At 66.6% G+C, this 16,124-nt stretch carries 12 protein-coding genes; 9 read left to right on the top strand and 3 right to left on the bottom strand.

Annotated features, from left to right (window positions below; genetic code table 11):
- Positions 1-16: 16 nt before the first annotated feature.
- Both xth and XcyCFBP4188_RS10330 read left to right on the top strand, forming a co-directional pair.
- Positions 17-796 carry an exodeoxyribonuclease III gene (gene xth / locus XcyCFBP4188_RS10335; RefSeq protein WP_006451659.1) on the top strand — a complete coding sequence of 260 codons (780 nt, stop codon included), beginning with the start codon at positions 17-19 and terminating at the stop codon, positions 794-796.
- Positions 793-1,230, top strand: coding sequence for a GFA family protein (locus XcyCFBP4188_RS10330; RefSeq protein ID WP_043909751.1), 438 nt, complete (start codon positions 793-795; stop codon positions 1,228-1,230). Before xth ends, XcyCFBP4188_RS10330 begins: the two co-directional genes overlap by 4 nt.
- Positions 1,231-1,302: 72 nt before the next feature.
- Here XcyCFBP4188_RS10330 and XcyCFBP4188_RS10325 read toward each other — a convergent pair whose 3' ends face one another.
- Positions 1,303-1,554, bottom strand: a complete 252-nt coding sequence (locus XcyCFBP4188_RS10325) for a GlsB/YeaQ/YmgE family stress response membrane protein (RefSeq protein WP_043889923.1) — start codon at positions 1,552-1,554, stop codon at positions 1,303-1,305.
- Between the two features lie 126 nt (positions 1,555-1,680).
- Here XcyCFBP4188_RS10325 and XcyCFBP4188_RS10320 point away from each other — a divergent pair, with 126 nt between their 5' ends.
- Complete coding sequence (locus XcyCFBP4188_RS10320; RefSeq protein WP_043909748.1) at positions 1,681-2,277, top strand: 4'-phosphopantetheinyl transferase family protein; 597 nt, start codon at positions 1,681-1,683, stop codon at positions 2,275-2,277.
- A 132-nt stretch (positions 2,278-2,409) separates the two neighbouring features.
- Here the strand turns inward: XcyCFBP4188_RS10320 and XcyCFBP4188_RS10315 are convergent, their stop codons facing one another.
- Both XcyCFBP4188_RS10315 and XcyCFBP4188_RS10310 read right to left on the bottom strand, forming a co-directional pair.
- Complete coding sequence (locus tag XcyCFBP4188_RS10315; protein ID WP_043909740.1) at positions 2,410-3,987, bottom strand: alkaline phosphatase D family protein; 1,578 nt, start codon at positions 3,985-3,987, stop codon at positions 2,410-2,412.
- Between the two features lie 266 nt (positions 3,988-4,253).
- Entirely contained in the window at positions 4,254-5,882 is a 1,629-nt protein-coding gene (locus tag XcyCFBP4188_RS10310; protein WP_104592061.1) for an alkaline phosphatase D family protein, read from the bottom strand.
- Positions 5,883-6,234: 352 nt separating this feature from the next.
- On the opposite strand from XcyCFBP4188_RS10310, the gene rsmG reads away from it, so the two are divergent.
- From rsmG to XcyCFBP4188_RS10275, 6 genes are all read left to right on the top strand, one after another.
- Entirely contained in the window at positions 6,235-6,873 is a 639-nt protein-coding gene (gene rsmG / locus XcyCFBP4188_RS10305) for a 16S rRNA (guanine(527)-N(7))-methyltransferase RsmG (protein WP_006451653.1), read from the top strand.
- Between the two features lie 304 nt (positions 6,874-7,177).
- Positions 7,178-9,004 carry a DUF885 domain-containing protein gene (locus tag XcyCFBP4188_RS10300; RefSeq protein ID WP_104592060.1) on the top strand — a complete coding sequence of 609 codons (1,827 nt, stop codon included), beginning with the start codon at positions 7,178-7,180 and terminating at the stop codon, positions 9,002-9,004.
- A 416-nt stretch (positions 9,005-9,420) separates the two neighbouring features.
- A complete protein-coding gene (locus tag XcyCFBP4188_RS10290; RefSeq protein ID WP_104592059.1) occupies positions 9,421-9,804 on the top strand; it encodes a hypothetical protein in 384 nt (127 codons plus the stop codon).
- Positions 9,805-9,859: 55 nt separating this feature from the next.
- Positions 9,860-11,131: a TolC family protein gene (locus XcyCFBP4188_RS10285; protein WP_046932444.1), complete on the top strand. Its 1,272-nt coding sequence runs from the start codon at positions 9,860-9,862 to the stop codon at positions 11,129-11,131.
- Between the two features lie 242 nt (positions 11,132-11,373).
- The gene (locus XcyCFBP4188_RS10280) at positions 11,374-12,645 is read left to right on the top strand and encodes a permuted SH3 domain-containing protein (RefSeq protein WP_006449809.1); all 1,272 of its coding nucleotides are present in this window, start codon (positions 11,374-11,376) and stop codon (positions 12,643-12,645) included.
- A 141-nt stretch (positions 12,646-12,786) separates the two neighbouring features.
- On the top strand, positions 12,787-15,972 hold the full coding sequence (locus XcyCFBP4188_RS10275) for an efflux RND transporter permease subunit (RefSeq protein ID WP_006451687.1): 3,186 nt from the start codon (positions 12,787-12,789) through the stop codon (positions 15,970-15,972).
- Positions 15,973-16,124: the final 152 nt, after the last annotated feature.

Here is a 16,124-nt window from a genome sequence, read left to right as displayed (position 1 = left end):
AACCACGGTCCGCGCCATGAAGATTGCCTCCTGGAACGTCAACTCGCTCAACGTGCGCCTGCCGCATCTGCAACAGTGGTTGGGCACGTTTGCGCCCGACGTGGTCGGCATCCAGGAAACCAAGCTGGAAGACCACAAGTTTCCGGATGCGGCCCTCGCTGCTGCGGGTTATCGCAGCGTGTTCTGCGGGCAGAAGACCTACAACGGGGTGGCGATCCTGTCGCGCTCGCCGGCGCTGGATGTGCAGATGGGCATCCCCGGCTTCGACGACGTGCAGCAGCGCGTGATCGCCGCCACCGTCGATGGCGTGCGCATCGTCAATCTGTATGTGGTCAACGGCCAGGACGTGGACACCGACAAGTACGCCTACAAGCTGCGCTGGCTCGCCGCAGTGCACGAGTGGCTGGCGCAGGAATTGCAAAAGTACCCGCAGCTGATGGTGCTGGGCGATTTCAACATCGCCCCGGATGCGCGCGACGTGCACGACCCGTCGGTGTGGAACGAGCACCACATCCTCACCTCCACCGCCGAGCGTGCGGCGCTGGAAAAACTGCTCGCGCTGGGCCTGCACGATGCGTTCCGTCTGCATCACGACGATGCCGAGCAGTTCAGCTGGTGGGATTACCGCCAGGCCGGCTTCCGTCGCAATCTTGGCCTGCGCATCGATCTGACCCTGGTGTCGGATGCGTTACGCGCACGCGCGGTGGAATCGGGTATCGACCGCGAACCGCGCACCTGGGAGCGGCCCAGCGATCACGCACCCGCGTGGGTGCGGCTGGCAGACCTCGACGCATGAGCGAGCGCACGCTACGGCGCAGCACCTACAAGGTGGGCGAGGTCATGCTCGGGCCGGTGCATCGATTGAGTTGCCATTGCGGCGCGGTGCAGATCGATCTGGATCTACCGCATGGCCTGCTCGATCCACGCCGCTGCGATTACTCGATGTGCCGCCGCCGCGGCGCCATCGTCGCCTCGGTCACGCTCGATGGGTTGCATGTGCTGCAAGGCGAAGACGTGCTGCGGCTGTATCAGTTCAACACGCACGCGGCTGCGCATTATTTCTGCAGTGTGTGCGGCATCTATACGCACCATCGGCGGCGTTCCAATCCCAACGAATACGGCTACAACGTCGGTTGCCTGGAAGGCGTCAATCCCTATGCGTTGAACATCGCCGTGCCGGTGGAAGATGGGGTTCACCATCCGTCCGATCGCGTGCCGGCAAGCGGTTGATGTCACTGGCGGCTGAAACGACAACGCCCGGGCAAGCCCGGGCGTTGTCGTTTCAATCACACTGCGCTTCAATCAACGCACACGGCCACGGGTAAACAGGTTGACGATCGCCAGCAGGATCACAGCACCCAGCAGCGACCAGACGAAGGTCCACAACGTGATGGCTTGATTGATGCCGCCACCGAACAGGAAACCTGCGATCAACGCACCGACGATGCCGACCACAATGTTGAGGATGATGCCCTGCTGTGCGTCGCGACGCATGATGATGCTGGCCAGCCAACCCACGATGCCGCCGACGATCAACCAGATGATGATGCCCATGTTGCCGATCTTCTTGTACGCGTGCACCGGAAGTGGTGCATGGCCGCCATTCAACGCAGCCGGGCGTGAAGTACCTGTCGAGCGCGATACATCGCGCTGCCGAGTGTTCGGTTTGGTGGACGCAGCGTGACAGCGCACGCGAGCTGGCAGCATGGCCCGGTGCAGCTGTGGCTGCGCCCGCATCGGCACGGCGAACGCGGCGAGCCGCAGGCGCGGCAGTTGCTGGGCCTGGCACTGGGCATCGCCCCTGAAAACGTGCCTTTGCACCGCGATGCACGCGGGCGTCCATCGTTGCAACCGGCCTTGCCCAACCGGGATACCGGCTGGAGCCATAGCGGCGAGTACCTGCTGGTCGGCCTGGGCGAAGGCGTGCGGCTGGGCGTGGATCTGGAGCGCATTCGCGCACGCCCACGCCTGATGGACATCGCGCAACGCTTCTTCCATCCCGACGAAATCGCACTGTTGACTGCGCAGGAGCCGGACGCGCAACACGCGCTGTTTTTTCGCCTGTGGTGCGCCAAGGAAGCTTTACTCAAGGCCTACGGGCATGGCCTGTCGTTCGGTCTGCATCGGCTTGCGTACGCACTGGCGCCGGATGGTGCATTGCAATTGCAGTGGTGCGACCCCGAACTCGGTCAGGCCGCGCACTGGCAACTGCACGAATGGTGGGCTGCACCGGACTGCCGCGCGGCGCTGGCGTTCTATCCGTTGGCGGCCGACTGAAAACGGCGATCGACCTGGCGGCTGTGTCGCCAGCAGCAGGCATCGGCACAACCTGAGAGATGCTGCAGCGTTTCTGCGACCTCGCATGCCACACCAGCGCGCCCGGCTGGCAAGCGCGGGCAATGCGTTTGCCTACGTTGCACCATGCCCATGCGGCAAGATCGGTTGGCGGAACTGCGCCACGCCGTCCAGATCGCGCAGCGTCACCGTCAGCACGCCGGTGTGTGCGTCGATCTCCACTTCGCCAAAGAACTGAAATCCGGCCAGCGGCGACATGTTCGGCGCAGGTGGTGCTTTTTGAAAGATCACCGTCGGGCCGAAGGTGGCATCCAGCGCATTCGGGCCGAAACTGCCGGCATTGAGCGGGCCGGCGACGAATTCCCAGAACGGTTCGAACTGCTGAAACGCCGCTTTATCGGGATGGTAGTAATGCGCCGCGCAGTAGTGCACATCGGCGGTCAGCCACACCGTGTTGCGAATGCGCGCTGCGCTGATGAAACGCAGCAGCGCGGCGATCTCCTGTTCGCGACCGCGCGGCACGCCCGGGTCGCCATTGGCGATCGCCTCCCAACGCGCGCGCCCTGCGGCGTCCTGTCCATCGGGCACCTGCAGGCCGATCGGCATGTCGGCGGCAATCACCTTCCATTGCGCGCGTGAGCCGGCCAGTTCGCGCTGCAGCCACGCCAGTTGTTGCGTGCCGAGAAATGCAGCGTCCGCGCCGGGCTGCGGCTGCAGGTTGTCGCTGTTGGCGCCGCGGTAGCTGCGCATGTCCAGCACGAACACATCCAGCAGCGGGCCATAACCGATCTTGCGATAGATGCGCCCGTCGCCATCGGCGCGCACGCCGCGCATCGGTGCATATTCCAGAAATGCCTGGCGTGCACGGCCGGCCAGTACACCGATATCGCGCACCTGATAGCGCTCGTCCAGCTGCTTGCCAGGCGACCAGTTGTTGGTGGTTTCGTGATCGTCCCACTGCCAGATCTGCGCGACCTCGGCATTGAAGCGACGGACGTTTTCATCGAGCAGGTTGTAACGGTAATTGCCACGAAATTCGTCCAGCGTCTCGGCTACCTTGCTCTTGGCCGTGGTGGTGAGATTGCGCCAGCGCTTGCCTTCTTCGACGATCAGTTCGGCCGGGATCGGGCCGTCGGCATAGATGGTGTCGCCGCTATGCAGGAAAAAGTCCGGATTGCGTTCGCGCATCGCGCTGTAGATGCGCATGCCGCCGATGTCCGGATTGATGCCGAAACCCTGGCCCACGGTGTCGCCGCTCCACACAAAGCGCACATCGCCACGCGAATACGGCGCACTGCGCAGATGGCCGTGCACCGGCGCGCTCAACACACCGCTGTCGGCGTCTTCAAAGCGCACCCGGTAGAAGATGTCCTGATCGCGCGGCAATGCACCCAGGTCCACCCGCGCAGTGAAATCGTGCGCCGGCAACGCCACCGGCCCATCCACCCGACGCGCCTGCCGCAGGCTGGGGCGCGTATCCCATTCCACCCGCAGCCGCGCCGGGCGGTCCGCGCGGCTCCACAGCATCGCGCGGCCCTCCAGCACATCGCCGCTCTGCACCCCGTCGGTGATCATCGGCCGCCCGGAGGGCGCGGCCAAAGTGCGCGTGGACCAGCCGGCGGTTGCGGGCAATAGCAGGCCTGCACTTAAACCTTGCAACACGCGGCGGCGGGCGGGATTGGAGGCGGTCATGGCATCCTCGACTATCTGGCAGCGGCGTCCAGATATAGCGCCGCCGTCTTACCGGGACGTGTCCATTGCGCTGCATGGCGCAGTAGGTCGCGTGGTGATGGATGCAGTCACTGTATTGCGCAGCACCCGAGTGAGGGTTTGCCTGGCGACGTCGCGGAATAGCGCTTCACGCCTGCTGCGACTGTCGTGGAAGGTCGGCGCAAGTGCGCTGTGGCGGATGGGTGACGCATGAAGTTGTCACTACCGCTGCAGCACACCGCATGGACTTACGCCTCAACCGCCCCCGCTTTGCCGTCTTCGACCACGAAGCGTTTCAACGTCGAGACCGTGGCCTGGCGGTCGCGGCGGTCGGAGATGCCTTGCAGGCGCGTTTCCATCCGCCCCGGCATCAGCGTCACCGAGACATAGCCGCGCGTCTCGCCTTCGGCGTAGTGCACATGCGGATTGAGCGCCATGGTGGCGTGCAGCTCGGCATTGCTCTGGCCGTCGGAGGTGATCGAGGTGCCGACGAATTCGGTGGCCAGCGTCGGCGAGTCGGGGTCGGCCGGATCGGCCTTCAGATCGGTGACCCAGTACGAGTGGATGTCGCCGCCCCAGAACACCGGGTTGCGTAGCCGGGTGGTGGCGATCGCCTCGAGCATGCGGGTGCGCGTGGCCGGGTAGCCGTCCCAGCCGTCGGTCCACTGCCCGAGCACGCCGTCGCGGCCGTGCTGGTTCATCGGTGCCACCAGCAGATCCTGCGCGATCACGTTCCAGCGCGCGGGCGATTGTGCGAAGGCGCCATGCAGCCAGCGCTCCTGTTCCCAGCCGAGCATGCTGCGGCGTGGGTCGGTGCGTTCGCGGCAACTGTCGTCCACCACATGGCCGCCGCGCCAGCCGTTGGCCTGCGGGCAGGCTTGTTCGCTGCGGTACTGGCGGCCATCGAGCACGTAGAAGCGTGCCAGCTGGCCGTAGTCCAGCGATCGGAAGATGCGCATGTCGGCGCCATGTGGGCGATTGCGCGCGCGCAGCGGGAAGTGCTCGTAAAAGGCGCGGTAGGCGGCCGCGCGTCGGGCCAGGAAGGTGTCGACCGGAATCGCCGGATCCTGCGACCAGCGATTGGCATAGTCGTTCTGCACTTCGTGGTCGTCCCAGGTCGCCACGCAGGCGCTGCTGGCGTGCAGCGCCTGCAGGTCGGGATCGGTGCGGTACAGCGCATAGCGGTTGCGGTAGCCGGCCAGATCCAGGCACTCGCCGCTGCCGTGCGGGCGCACGATCTTCTTCGCCGCCTCGCCGTGGTTGCTGTATTCGTAGATGTAATCGCCGAGGAAGAACACCAGGTCCGGCTGTTCGGCGGCCAGATGGCGGTAGGCGCTGAAATAGCCCAGCTCCCAGTGCGAGCAGGACACAAAGCCCAGCCGCGCCGCATCCGGCAACTGATGCGGCGCCGGCAAGGTGCGTGCGCTGCCGATAGGGCTACGCGCGCCCAGCGCCTGGAAGCAGTACCAGTACGGGCGATCGGCGGCCAGGCCGGCGACCTCCACATGCACCGCATGGCCCCAGGCCGGGCTGGCGACGGTCTCGCCCTGGCGCACGATGCTGCGCATGCCCGGGTCGCTGGCCACCTGCCAGCGTACCTGCACCGGCGCGGTCAGTCCGCCGCGTCCATCGGGGTCCAGCGGGCGTGGTGCCAGCCGGGTCCAGATGACAAAGCCGTCGGCCAGCGGGTCGCCAGCGGCCACGCCCAGGGTGAACGGGTCCGGGCTACCGTTTGCGCGTGCGAACGGGCTGAGCAGTCCGGCCGCTGCCAGGCCAGTACCGGCGAGCAGAATGCGGCGGCGGCCGTGATCCACCGAGGCTGTTGAGTTGTCAGGGCCGGGCAGGGGCAATACGGAAGACGGTTCGATCAAAGACATGGGCACAAACGCAAGCTAGCGGACGCGACCATAGTGCGACGGGCGGATGTCCGTTCAATGGCAGCGGCAGTGCTGTCGCTGCTGGCGCAGGCTTACGCGCGTCATCGACTGCGGATGGCGGATACTGGGCGTGCCACCTCGGCGGATGATTTCGCCCACAGCGATGCGCATGAGCCGGTGCAGCGGCGGCTGTCGTGGTGGTTGCAGGTGTTGCGGTATCGCCAAGCCTCGACGTTCCGTGCCGGGCAAGTTCAAGTACGACGGCTTCCTGCCTGCGCGCCCACGTGCCGCGCATCGCCACCAAGCGCGGCACCCACGCGCCTGCACGGCACCCAGCTGCGATAATCGCGCCATGAACGATGCCGCACTTCCACCCGATGTAGCCGCCGCGCTGGCCAATGGCCTGCAGGCCCAATCCCTGGATGCGGCGTTTGCCGCGCCGTTGCTGCGCTATCTGACGCTGCTGGTGCGTTGGAACAAGACCTACAACCTCACCGCCGTACGCGACCCGCGTGAGATGGTCACCCGCCATCTGCTCGATTCGCTGGCCATGCACCCCTACATCGCCAGCGGCACGCTGGCCGATCTGGGCACAGGCCCCGGCCTGCCCGGCATCCCGCTGGCGATCACCCGCCCGCAGCTGCAGGTGACGCTGGTGGAAAGCAACGGCAAGAAGGCGCGCTTCATGCGCGAGGCGCTGCGTCACCTGGCGCTGGGCAATGCGCGCGTGGCCGAGTCGCGCGCCGAGGCGCTGGACGAGCCGGCCGCCTACGACCACCTCACCGCGCGGGCGCTGGATACGCTGGCCGGCATCATCGCCGTCGGCGGCCACCTGCTGCGCCCGGGCGGCAGCCTGCTGGCGATGAAGGGCGTCCATCCGCACGAAGAGATCGCCGCACTGCCCGCCGGCTGGAGCGTAGCCGAGGTGCATCCGCTGCAGGTGCCCGGCCTGGATGGCGAGCGGCATCTGGTGGTGGTGCGTAAGGCGTAGCGAAACGGGTGCATCAACCGCGCGCCGACACACAGGCGCCTTCGGTCCGTTGGGTCGGCGCGTGGCAGCTTGGGCAGCGTATGTCAGGGTTGATTTACACCCGTCGTTGGGCGGTAGGTCGGCAGCTGGTTGTCCTCGCATTGTCTGAGCTATCGCAAGCGCCCGACTGCAAACGTTCAAACCTGCGGTTGCGGCAAACCGAACTGGACCAGTAGTCAGTCTCACGCTGGGACTTCCGGCCCATGGCAGCCGCCGCCCGGGCTGCCATGATCGAGCGTTCGATCCGAACGCAGGCCGCCCGCACGTGACATCTCCTCTCGCCGCCGCACTCTCGCTCGCCCTGCTGGGCGCAAGCTTCGCCGCCACCTCGGCGCAGGCCGCCGCACCGGCACCGGTGGCATCGCCTGCCACGCTGACGGCCGAGCGCCCCGCCGACGCGCGCTTCCGCGCCATCTACGAAAAAGAGTGGGCATGGCGCCAGGCCGAGACCGGCCAGGCCGACGAAGACAGCGACACCACCGGCGACAACACGCATTTGCCCGATGTCGGCCCGGCGGCGCAGCAGGCGCGCCTGGCGGTGTGGGACGGCGTGCTCAAGCAGCTCGAAGGCGTCGACCCGAAACAACTGTCGCCCACCAACCAGGTCAACTACGCCATCTACCGTCCGCAGCTGGAAAACCTCGCCGCCGAGGTGCGCCTGCGCCTGTACGAGATGCCGTTCAATTCGGACAGCTCGTTCTGGTCCAACCTGGGCTTCATGGCGCAGCGGCCGATGAAAACTGCTGCCGAGTACCGCGCCTATATCGCGCGCCTCAACGATGTGCCGCGCTACTTCGACCAGCAGACCGCCAACATGCGCGCCGGCCTGGCACGCGGTTTCAGCGTGCCGCGCGCGGTGCTCGATGGCCGCGATGTCTCCATCGCCACCGTCGCCGAGGTCAAGGACCCCACTGAATCGAGCTTCTACGCACCGTTCAAGCAGCTGCCGGCGCAGATCCCGGCCGCCGAACAGGCGCAATTGCGCGAACAGGCCAAGACCGCGCTGAGCACCGCGGTGCTGCCGGCCTACGCCAAGCTGCTGCGCTTCTTCCGCAACGACTACATGCCCAAGGCGCGCACCACGCTGGCGGCCGAAGCGCTGCCCGACGGCAAGGCGTTCTACCGCCAGCAGATTCGCGAATACACCACGCTGGAGCTGACCCCGGAGCAGATCCACCAGATTGGCCTGGACGAGGTGGCGCGCATCCAGGCGCAGATGGACGCGATCATCAAGCAGGTCGGCTTCAAGGGCAGCTTCGCGCAGTTCCTGGCCTTCCTACGTACCGATCCGCAGTTCTACGCCAAGACCCCGCAGGAGCTGCTCGATCGCGCCGCGTGGATCTCCAAGCGCGTGGACGGGCAGGTCGGCAAGTTCATCGGCACGCTGCCGCGCGGGCGCTTCACCATCAAGCCGGTGCCGGACGATATCGCGCCGTTCTGGACTGCCGGGCGCGGTGGTGCCACCACGTACTGGGTCAATACCTACAACCTGCCATCGCGGCCGTTGTACAACCTGCCGGCGCTGACCCTGCACGAGTCCTCGCCCGGGCATTCGCTACAGGGCTCGCTGGCGCTGGAGCAGGGCGATCAACCGGCGTTCCGCCGCGAAAACTACATCTCCGCCTATGGCGAAGGTTGGGCGCTGTACACCGAAAAGCTCGGCCAGGAGATGGGCATCTACGAGACCCCGTACGAAGAATTCGGCCGGCTCACCTATGAGATGTGGCGCGCCTGCCGGCTGGTGATCGACACCGGCGTGCACCACGACGGCTGGAGCCGCGAGCAGGCGCTGGCCTACCTGCGCGACCGCACCGCGCTGAGCGAGCACGAGGTCACCACCGAGGTAGACCGCTACATCTCCTGGCCCGGCCAGGCGCTGAGCTACAAGCTGGGCGAGATCAGCATCGTCAAGCTGCGTACCGAGGCCGAAAAGGAGTTGGGTGAGCGTTTCGACATCAAGGCCTTCCACGACGCGGTGCTGAAGCAGGGCTCGGTGACCTTGCCGGTGCTGGAGCAGCAGGTGCGGGCGTTTATCGCCGACAGCAAGGCGCGCCCGGCCGACGTCAAGTCGACCCGCAACGCGGCGCTGTGATGCCCTGGGGGAGTGGCTGACAGGACCACTGTAGAGCGGCTGGTCTGTGGTTTGGCTGCAGGGCCCTTGTCCGGCCACCATCGCGGGACACGCTGCAAGTACGTCCCTGTAAGCTCTTACGCGGCATCCATGCCGCGTAAGGTCCCGCGACGGTGGGCGGGCAAGGACCAGTCGAGTTGGTCTGTGTGCATGGCTTTAAAAAAGCCGCCGACTAACTCTCTGGTGCGGTGTCCTCGCCGCTTGCGGGACCGTGTGGCGGCATGGATGCCGCCACCGAGCCTCCAGGGATGGATTCACGGCGTGTCCCGCAAGCGGCGAGGGCACCGCGCCCTCGACTCACTAAGCTTTTGACCTGAGCTTCCTATTAAGCCGTGCATGCGATTGTGTAACTGCCCCGGCCCCGATACGCTGCGCCCATGTTGCTTCGCCACGCCCGCCTGTTGCACCCGTTGCTGCGCCTGATGGCGTTGGCAGTGCTGGTCATGGGCGTGTTGGTCGCACCGGTGGCCTGCGCGCTGGGCGATGTGCATGCGCTGGCGCACGACCAGATACATCTGGAAGACACCGCGCCGCACGGCCATGACGGTGCCGACGAAGGCGATGCCGGCGAGCGCGATGGTGCCGGCCTGATGCACGCCTTGATGCACAGCGGCTACTGCCACGGCCAGAATCCGGCGGTGTTGCCGGCGCTGGCCTGGCTGCCGCTGTCCACGCATACGCAGGCCCAGCCTGTGGCCGTCTTCGCGCACTACCGCTCGCAACTGAGCGAGACCGGATTGCGTCCTCCGATCGCGGCCTGATGCATCGCCGGCAGCTGCCGGCCTGTCCATCGATCCCGATTCCGGAGACACCCTCATGTGGTTGCGACTGACGGCACTTGCCGTCTTTGCGGTCGTGCCGTGCGCCATGGCGCAGGACGTACCGCCCAAACCCCTGCTGACCCTGGACGACGCCATTGCGCGCGTCGCCCGGCAGCACCCCGATCTGCGCCTGGCCGATGGTCAGCGCGCGGTCCTCACCGCCGAAGCCGAGCGCGACGCATTGCGCCCGCCGTTGCGTATCGGCGCCGAACTGGAAAACGTGTTCGGCACCGGCCCGACCCGTGCGCTGGACCAGGCCGAACTCACTGTCACCCTGGCCGGCGTGCTGGAACGCGGCGGCAAGCTCGACGCGCGCCGCACCCTGGCCCAGGCACGCATCGATGCGCTGGCGCCGCAGCGGGCGCTGGCGCGGCTGGACGTGCTGGCCGAAGTGGCCCGGCGCTATCTGGCCATCGGCATGGCCGCGCAACGGCATGCGGTCGCGCTGGAAACGCTGGCCCAGCGCCAGCGCACCGTCAGTGCCGCGCGCCAACGGCTGCAGGCCGGGGCGTCGCCCGAATCGGTCGTGTTGACCGCGCAGGCCTTGCAGGCGCGCGCGGAGCTGGAGCGCGACCGCGCGCAGCAGGAGCTGCTGGCGGCACGTCGCCAGCTGGCGGTGTTGTGGGGGCAGCGCACGCCGGACTTCGGCGATGTCACCGGCGATCCGCTGCAGTTGCCGGCCATTCCCGAGTTCGAGGTGTTGGCACAGCTGCTCGATGCCACGCCCGAACTGGCGCGCTTGAACGGCGAGCAGCGGGTGCGCGAGGCGCGGGTGCGGCTGGCACGCAGCCAGGCGCGCCCGGACCTGGACTGGCAGGTGGGCGTGCGCCGGCTCGAGGGCAACGACGCCACTGCGCTGCTCGGCAGCGTCTCGCTGGCCCTGGGCAGCGCCGCGCGCGCGCAACCGGAGATCCGCGCCGCCGAGGCGGAGCTGTCGCTGCTGGACATCGAGCGGCAATCGCAGGCCTTGGTGCTATACACCACGCTGGCCGATGCGCATGGCCGCTACCGCGCCGCACAGCTGGAAGTGACGCGGATGCGCAGCGACGTGCTGCCCGCGCTTGCGCGTGCCGATGCCGCTGCCGAGCGCGCGTATCGCGCCGGTGCCACCAGTTATCTGGACTGGGCGCAACTGCAGGCGCAGCGCAGCGATGCACGCCAGCAGCAACTGGCCGCGGCACTGGAAGCGCAGACCGCGTTGATCGAGATTCAGCGCCTGACCGGGCAACCGTTTGTGCTCGACAGCGCTGCACAGGTGGGGCCATGAGCGCTACTTACGCTGCGCGTTTTCCCACGGCCTGCATGCCTCGGCCTGGATCTGCTGCGCCGGTATCGGTATCGGTATCGGCATTCGTAGCCGCAGCCGCATTCGCAACCGCATCGGCATCCAGCAGTCGCCAAGCGATGCTCGCGCCTACCGCGCCTACCGCGCCTACCGCGGATCCAGCGCAGATCATCTTCGTTCGTTCGCCCGACGCACTGCGCCGGCGCCAACCAGGACCAATTTCGATGAAACGTTTTTTGATTGCGCCGCTTGTGCTGGCGCTGCTGCTGAGCGGCTGCGGTGGCAACAGCGGCAACAGCGAAGAAGCCCATGACCACGCAACGCCCGGTGCCGAGGGTGAAGCCGACGCTCATGGCGAAGAAGCCGAAAAAGGCGCACACGGCGGGCGCCTGCTCGAACAGGACGGCGACAGCGTGGAGCTGGCGATTGCCGAAGACGGCACGCCGCCGACGTATCGAGCCTGGCTGTATCGCGACGGCAAACCGTTGCCGCCCAGCGCCGGCAATGTGGAGGTGCGCTTGACCCGGCTCGGCGGCATCAACGAAGTGCATCGATTGCGCGCGCGCGACGATGGCAGCCTGTTGGCCGACAGCACGGTCGGCGAGCCGCATTCGTTCGATGTGGAGGTGCGCGCCACCGTGCAGGGCAAGTCGCATCGCTGGGCCTATCCCAGCTACGAAGGCCGCACCACCATCGCGGGGAAGATCGCGCAGGACGCCGGCATTCGTGTTGCGCCGGTGGGCGCCGGCAGCATTGCCGACCAGCATGAAGTGCAAGGTCTGCTGACGCCGGCAGAAGGTGCGCAGGCGCAGGCCACCGCGCGCTTTCCCGGGCCGGTGCGCAGCTTGCGCGTCAATGTCGGCGACCAGGTGCGCGCTGGGCAGGTGCTGGCCACGGTGGAGAGCAATTTGAGTCTGACCACCTACTCCGTCAGCGCGCCGATCAGCGGCACCGTGTTAGCCCGCAACGCCAGCCTGGGCAGCAATGCGGGCGAAGGCCAGGTGTTGTTCGAGATCGCCGACCTGTCGACCTTGTGGGTGGATCTGCACATCTTCGGTGCCGATGCGGGGCACATCACCGCCGGCGCACCGGTGACGGTGACGCGCATCAGCGATGGCGTGGTGGCGCAGACCACGTTGGAACGCGTGTTGCCGGGTACGGCCACGGCGAGTCAGAGCACGGTGGCGCGCGCAGTGCTGCGCAACAGCGATGGCTTATGGCGGCCGGGCTCTGCAGTGAAGGCGCGGGTGACGGTGGCGCAGCAGCCAGCGGCGATGGTGGTGCCGGTGGGGGCATTGCAGCAGTTCCGCGACTGGGAGGTGGTGTTCGTGCGGGTGGGCGATGTCTACGAGGTGCGGCCGGTGAAACTGGGCGCGCGCGATGCGCAGCAGGTGGAGGTGGTGTCGGGTTTGGCGGCGGGTGATGCGGTGGTGGTGGAGCAGAGTTATCTGGTGAAGGCGGATATAGAGAAGTCGGGGGCGTCGCATGATCATTGATCAGCGTGTTTCCGGTTTGATTCGACGCCGACCGCACGTGCGTGCTTGCGAGCGGCTCTTCTGTTCTGCGCTTTTAAGCGACGCTCCCGGTAAGCACGGGTGCGGCGATCTCCTCGGTCATCGTGCGTGGAGGTGGGCGTCATGCTGACCAACATCATTCGGTTCGCGATCGCGCAGCGGTGGTTGATGCTGGCGTTGACGGGGGTATTGATTGCGATCGGGGCGTGGAGTTTTTCGCGGTTGCCGATCGATGCGACGCCGGATATCACCAATGTGCAGGTGCAGGTCAATACGGCCGCGCCGGGGTATTCGCCGTTGGAATCGGAGCAGCGAGTGACGTTTCCGCTGGAGACGGTGTTGGCGGGCTTGCCGGGCCTGGAGTCCACGCGCTCGTTGTCGCGCTATGGGTTGTCGCAGGTGACCGCTGTGTTCGCCGATGGCACCGATCTGTATTTTGCGCGGCAGCAGGTGGCCGAGCGGTTGCAGCAGGTCAAGTCGCAATTGCCTGCCGATCTGGAGCCGCAGCTGGGGCCGATCGCGACCGGGCTGGGCGAGATCTTCATGTACACGGTGGAAGCCAAGCCGAATGCGCGCAAGCCTGATGGCAGCGCGTGGACGGCCACCGATCTGCGCACCTTGCAGGATTGGGTGGTACGCCCGCAGTTGCGTAATGTGCCCGGCGTTACCGAGGTCAATACCATCGGCGGCTATGCGCGGCAGATCCATATCACGCCGGATCCGGCGCGCCTTGTGGCGTTGGGGTTTACGCTGGACGATGTAGCGCAGGCAGTGGAAGCCAATAACCGCAATATCGGCGCCGGCTATATCGAACGCAACGGCCAGCAGTTTCTGGTGCGGGTGCCGGGGCAGGTGGACGATATCGCGCAGATTGGCGCAATTGTGCTGGATCGGCGCGAGGGTGTGCCGATCCGGGTGCGCGATGTGGCGCAGGTCGGCGAGGGCCGCGAATTGCGCACCGGTGCGGCCACCCAAGACGGCACCGAAGTGGTGCTCGGCACGGTCTTCATGCTGGTCGGTGCCAATAGCCGCACCGTGGCGCAAGCGGCCGCGCAGCGCCTGGAACTGGCCAACGCCAGCTTGCCGGCCGGCGTGCAGGCAGTACCGGTCTACGATCGCACCGCGCTGGTGGACCGCACCATTGTCACCGTCGCCAAGAACCTGATCGAAGGCGCCTTGCTGGTGATCGTGGTGCTGTTCCTGCTGCTGGGCAATGTGCGCGCGGCCTTGATCACCGCGGCGGTGATTCCGTTGGCAATGTTGTTCACGCTCACCGGCATGGTGCGCGGTGGCGTATCCGGCAATCTGATGAGTCTGGGCGCGCTGGATTTCGGCTTGATCGTCGATGGCGCAGTGATCATCGTGGAGAACTGTTTGCGCCGCTTCGGCGAAGCGCAGTTGCGTCTGGGGCGTGTGCTCGAGCGCGACGAGCGATTCGAACTCACTGCCGAAGCCACGGCCGAAGTGATCCGTCCCAGCCTGTTCGGCCTGGGCATCATCACCGCGGTATATCTGCCGGTGTTCGCGCTCACCGGCATCGAGGGCAAGATGTTCCATCCGATGGCGATCACCGTGGTGCTTGCGCTCAGCGGTGCGATGTTGTTGTCGTTGACCTTCGTGCCGGCGGCGATCGCCTTGTTGCTCGGTGGCAAGGTGGCCGAGCACGAAAACCGTGCGATGCGCTGGGCGCGTCGCGCGTATGCGCCCATGCTGGATCGCGCGCTGCGGCACGGCCGTTTGGTCGGCATTGGTGCAGTGGTCGCGGTGGTGGTGTGTGCGGTGTTGGCCACGCGCCTGGGCAGCGAGTTCATTCCGAACCTGGACGAAGGCGATATCGCGCTGCATGCCTTGCGCATTCCCGGCACCAGCCTGGAACAGGCCATCACCATGCAATCCACGCTGGAAAAACGCATCAAGCAGTTTCCGGAAGTGGCGCATGTGTTCGGCAAGCTCGGCACCGCCGAAGTGGCCACCGACCCGATGCCGCCGTCGGTGGCCGATACCTTCCTGATCATGCATCCACGCGATCAGTGGCCGGACCCGCGCAAGCCCAAGGCGCAACTGGTGGCCGAGATCGAGCAGGCGGTGAAGCAATTGCCCGGCAACAACTACGAGTTCACCCAGCCGATCCAGATGCGCATGAACGAGCTGATTTCCGGCGTGCGTGCGGACGTGGCGATCAAGGTGTACGGCGACGACCTGGACACGTTGGTCAAGCTGGGACAGCGCGTCCAGGAGGTCGCCAGCACGGTGCCGGGCGCGGCCGACGTGAGCCTGGAGCAGGCCACCGGCTTGCCGATGCTGGCGGTGGTGCCCGATCGCGCCGCGCTGGCCGGTTACGGCCTCAATCCCGGCGTGGTGCAGGACACGGTGTCGGCCGCGGTGGGTGGGCAGGCGGCCGGGCAGTTGTTCGAAGGCGACCGCCGTTTCGACATTGTGGTGCGCCTGCCGGAAGGCCTGCGTCAGGATCCCACCGCATTGGCCGATCTGCCGATCCCGCTGCGTGGCGATGGCGAGCGCGCCGATGCTGACGAATCCAGCCGCGCGGCCGGTTGGCGTAGCGGCGAACCGACCACCGTGCCGCTGCGTGAGGTCGCGAAGATCGAAACCGTGCTGGGGCCCAACCAGATCAATCGCGAAGACGGCAAGCGCCGCATCGTGATCACTGCCAACGTGCGCGATCGCGACCTGGGCGGATTCGTCGCCGAGGTGCAGCAGCGCGTGCAGGCCGAGGTGGTGCTGCCGACCGGCTACTGGATCGGCTACGGCGGCACCTTCGAGCAACTGATCTCCGCCGGCCAGCGCCTGGCCTGGGTGGTGCCGGGCACCTTGTTGCTGATCTTCGCGCTGCTGTACTGGTCGTTCGGCTCGCTGCGCGATGCGGTGGTGGTGTTCAGCGGCGTGCCGCTGGCATTGACCGGCGGCGTGGTGGCGTTGGCACTGCGCGATCTGGCGTTGTCGATCTCCGCCGGCGTCGGCTTCATCGCGTTGTCGGGCGTGGCGGTGCTCAATGGCCTGGTGATGATCGCCTTCGTGCGCAGCTTGCGGGCCGAGGGCATGTCGCTGGAGCAGGCGTTGCGCGAAGGTGCGCTGAGCCGTCTGCGGCCGGTGTTGATGACGGCGTTGGTGGCCGCACTCGGCTTTGTGCCGATGGCCTTCAACGTCGGCGCCGGTGCCGAGGTGCAGCGCCCGCTGGCCACGGTGGTGATCGGTGGCATCGTTTCGTCAACGCTGCTGACCTTGCTGGTGCTGCCGGTGCTGTATCGCTGGCTGCACCGTGAGCGGCCGGGGTCTGCCCGTGCGGGCTAAGTGCTTGCGGCACAAAGGAAAGCCGTGCATAATGCGCGGCTCGCTGTGCCCGGATCGCTCCGGATGGCGGCACCCAGCGCGATGGGGTTGCCGGCTCGTTCCCAGCGTAAGTTCTTGATTCCCAACGTTGCGTGGCAGCTTAGCGCTGTCGG

Origin of the sequence: Xanthomonas hortorum pv. cynarae (genome assembly GCF_002939985.1) — a bacterium.
In the GTDB taxonomy this organism is placed as follows: Bacteria; Pseudomonadota; Gammaproteobacteria; order Xanthomonadales; family Xanthomonadaceae; genus Xanthomonas; species Xanthomonas hortorum_D.
Note: the sequence above shows the minus strand (reverse complement) of the source record. Positions and strands in the feature narration are given on the sequence as shown.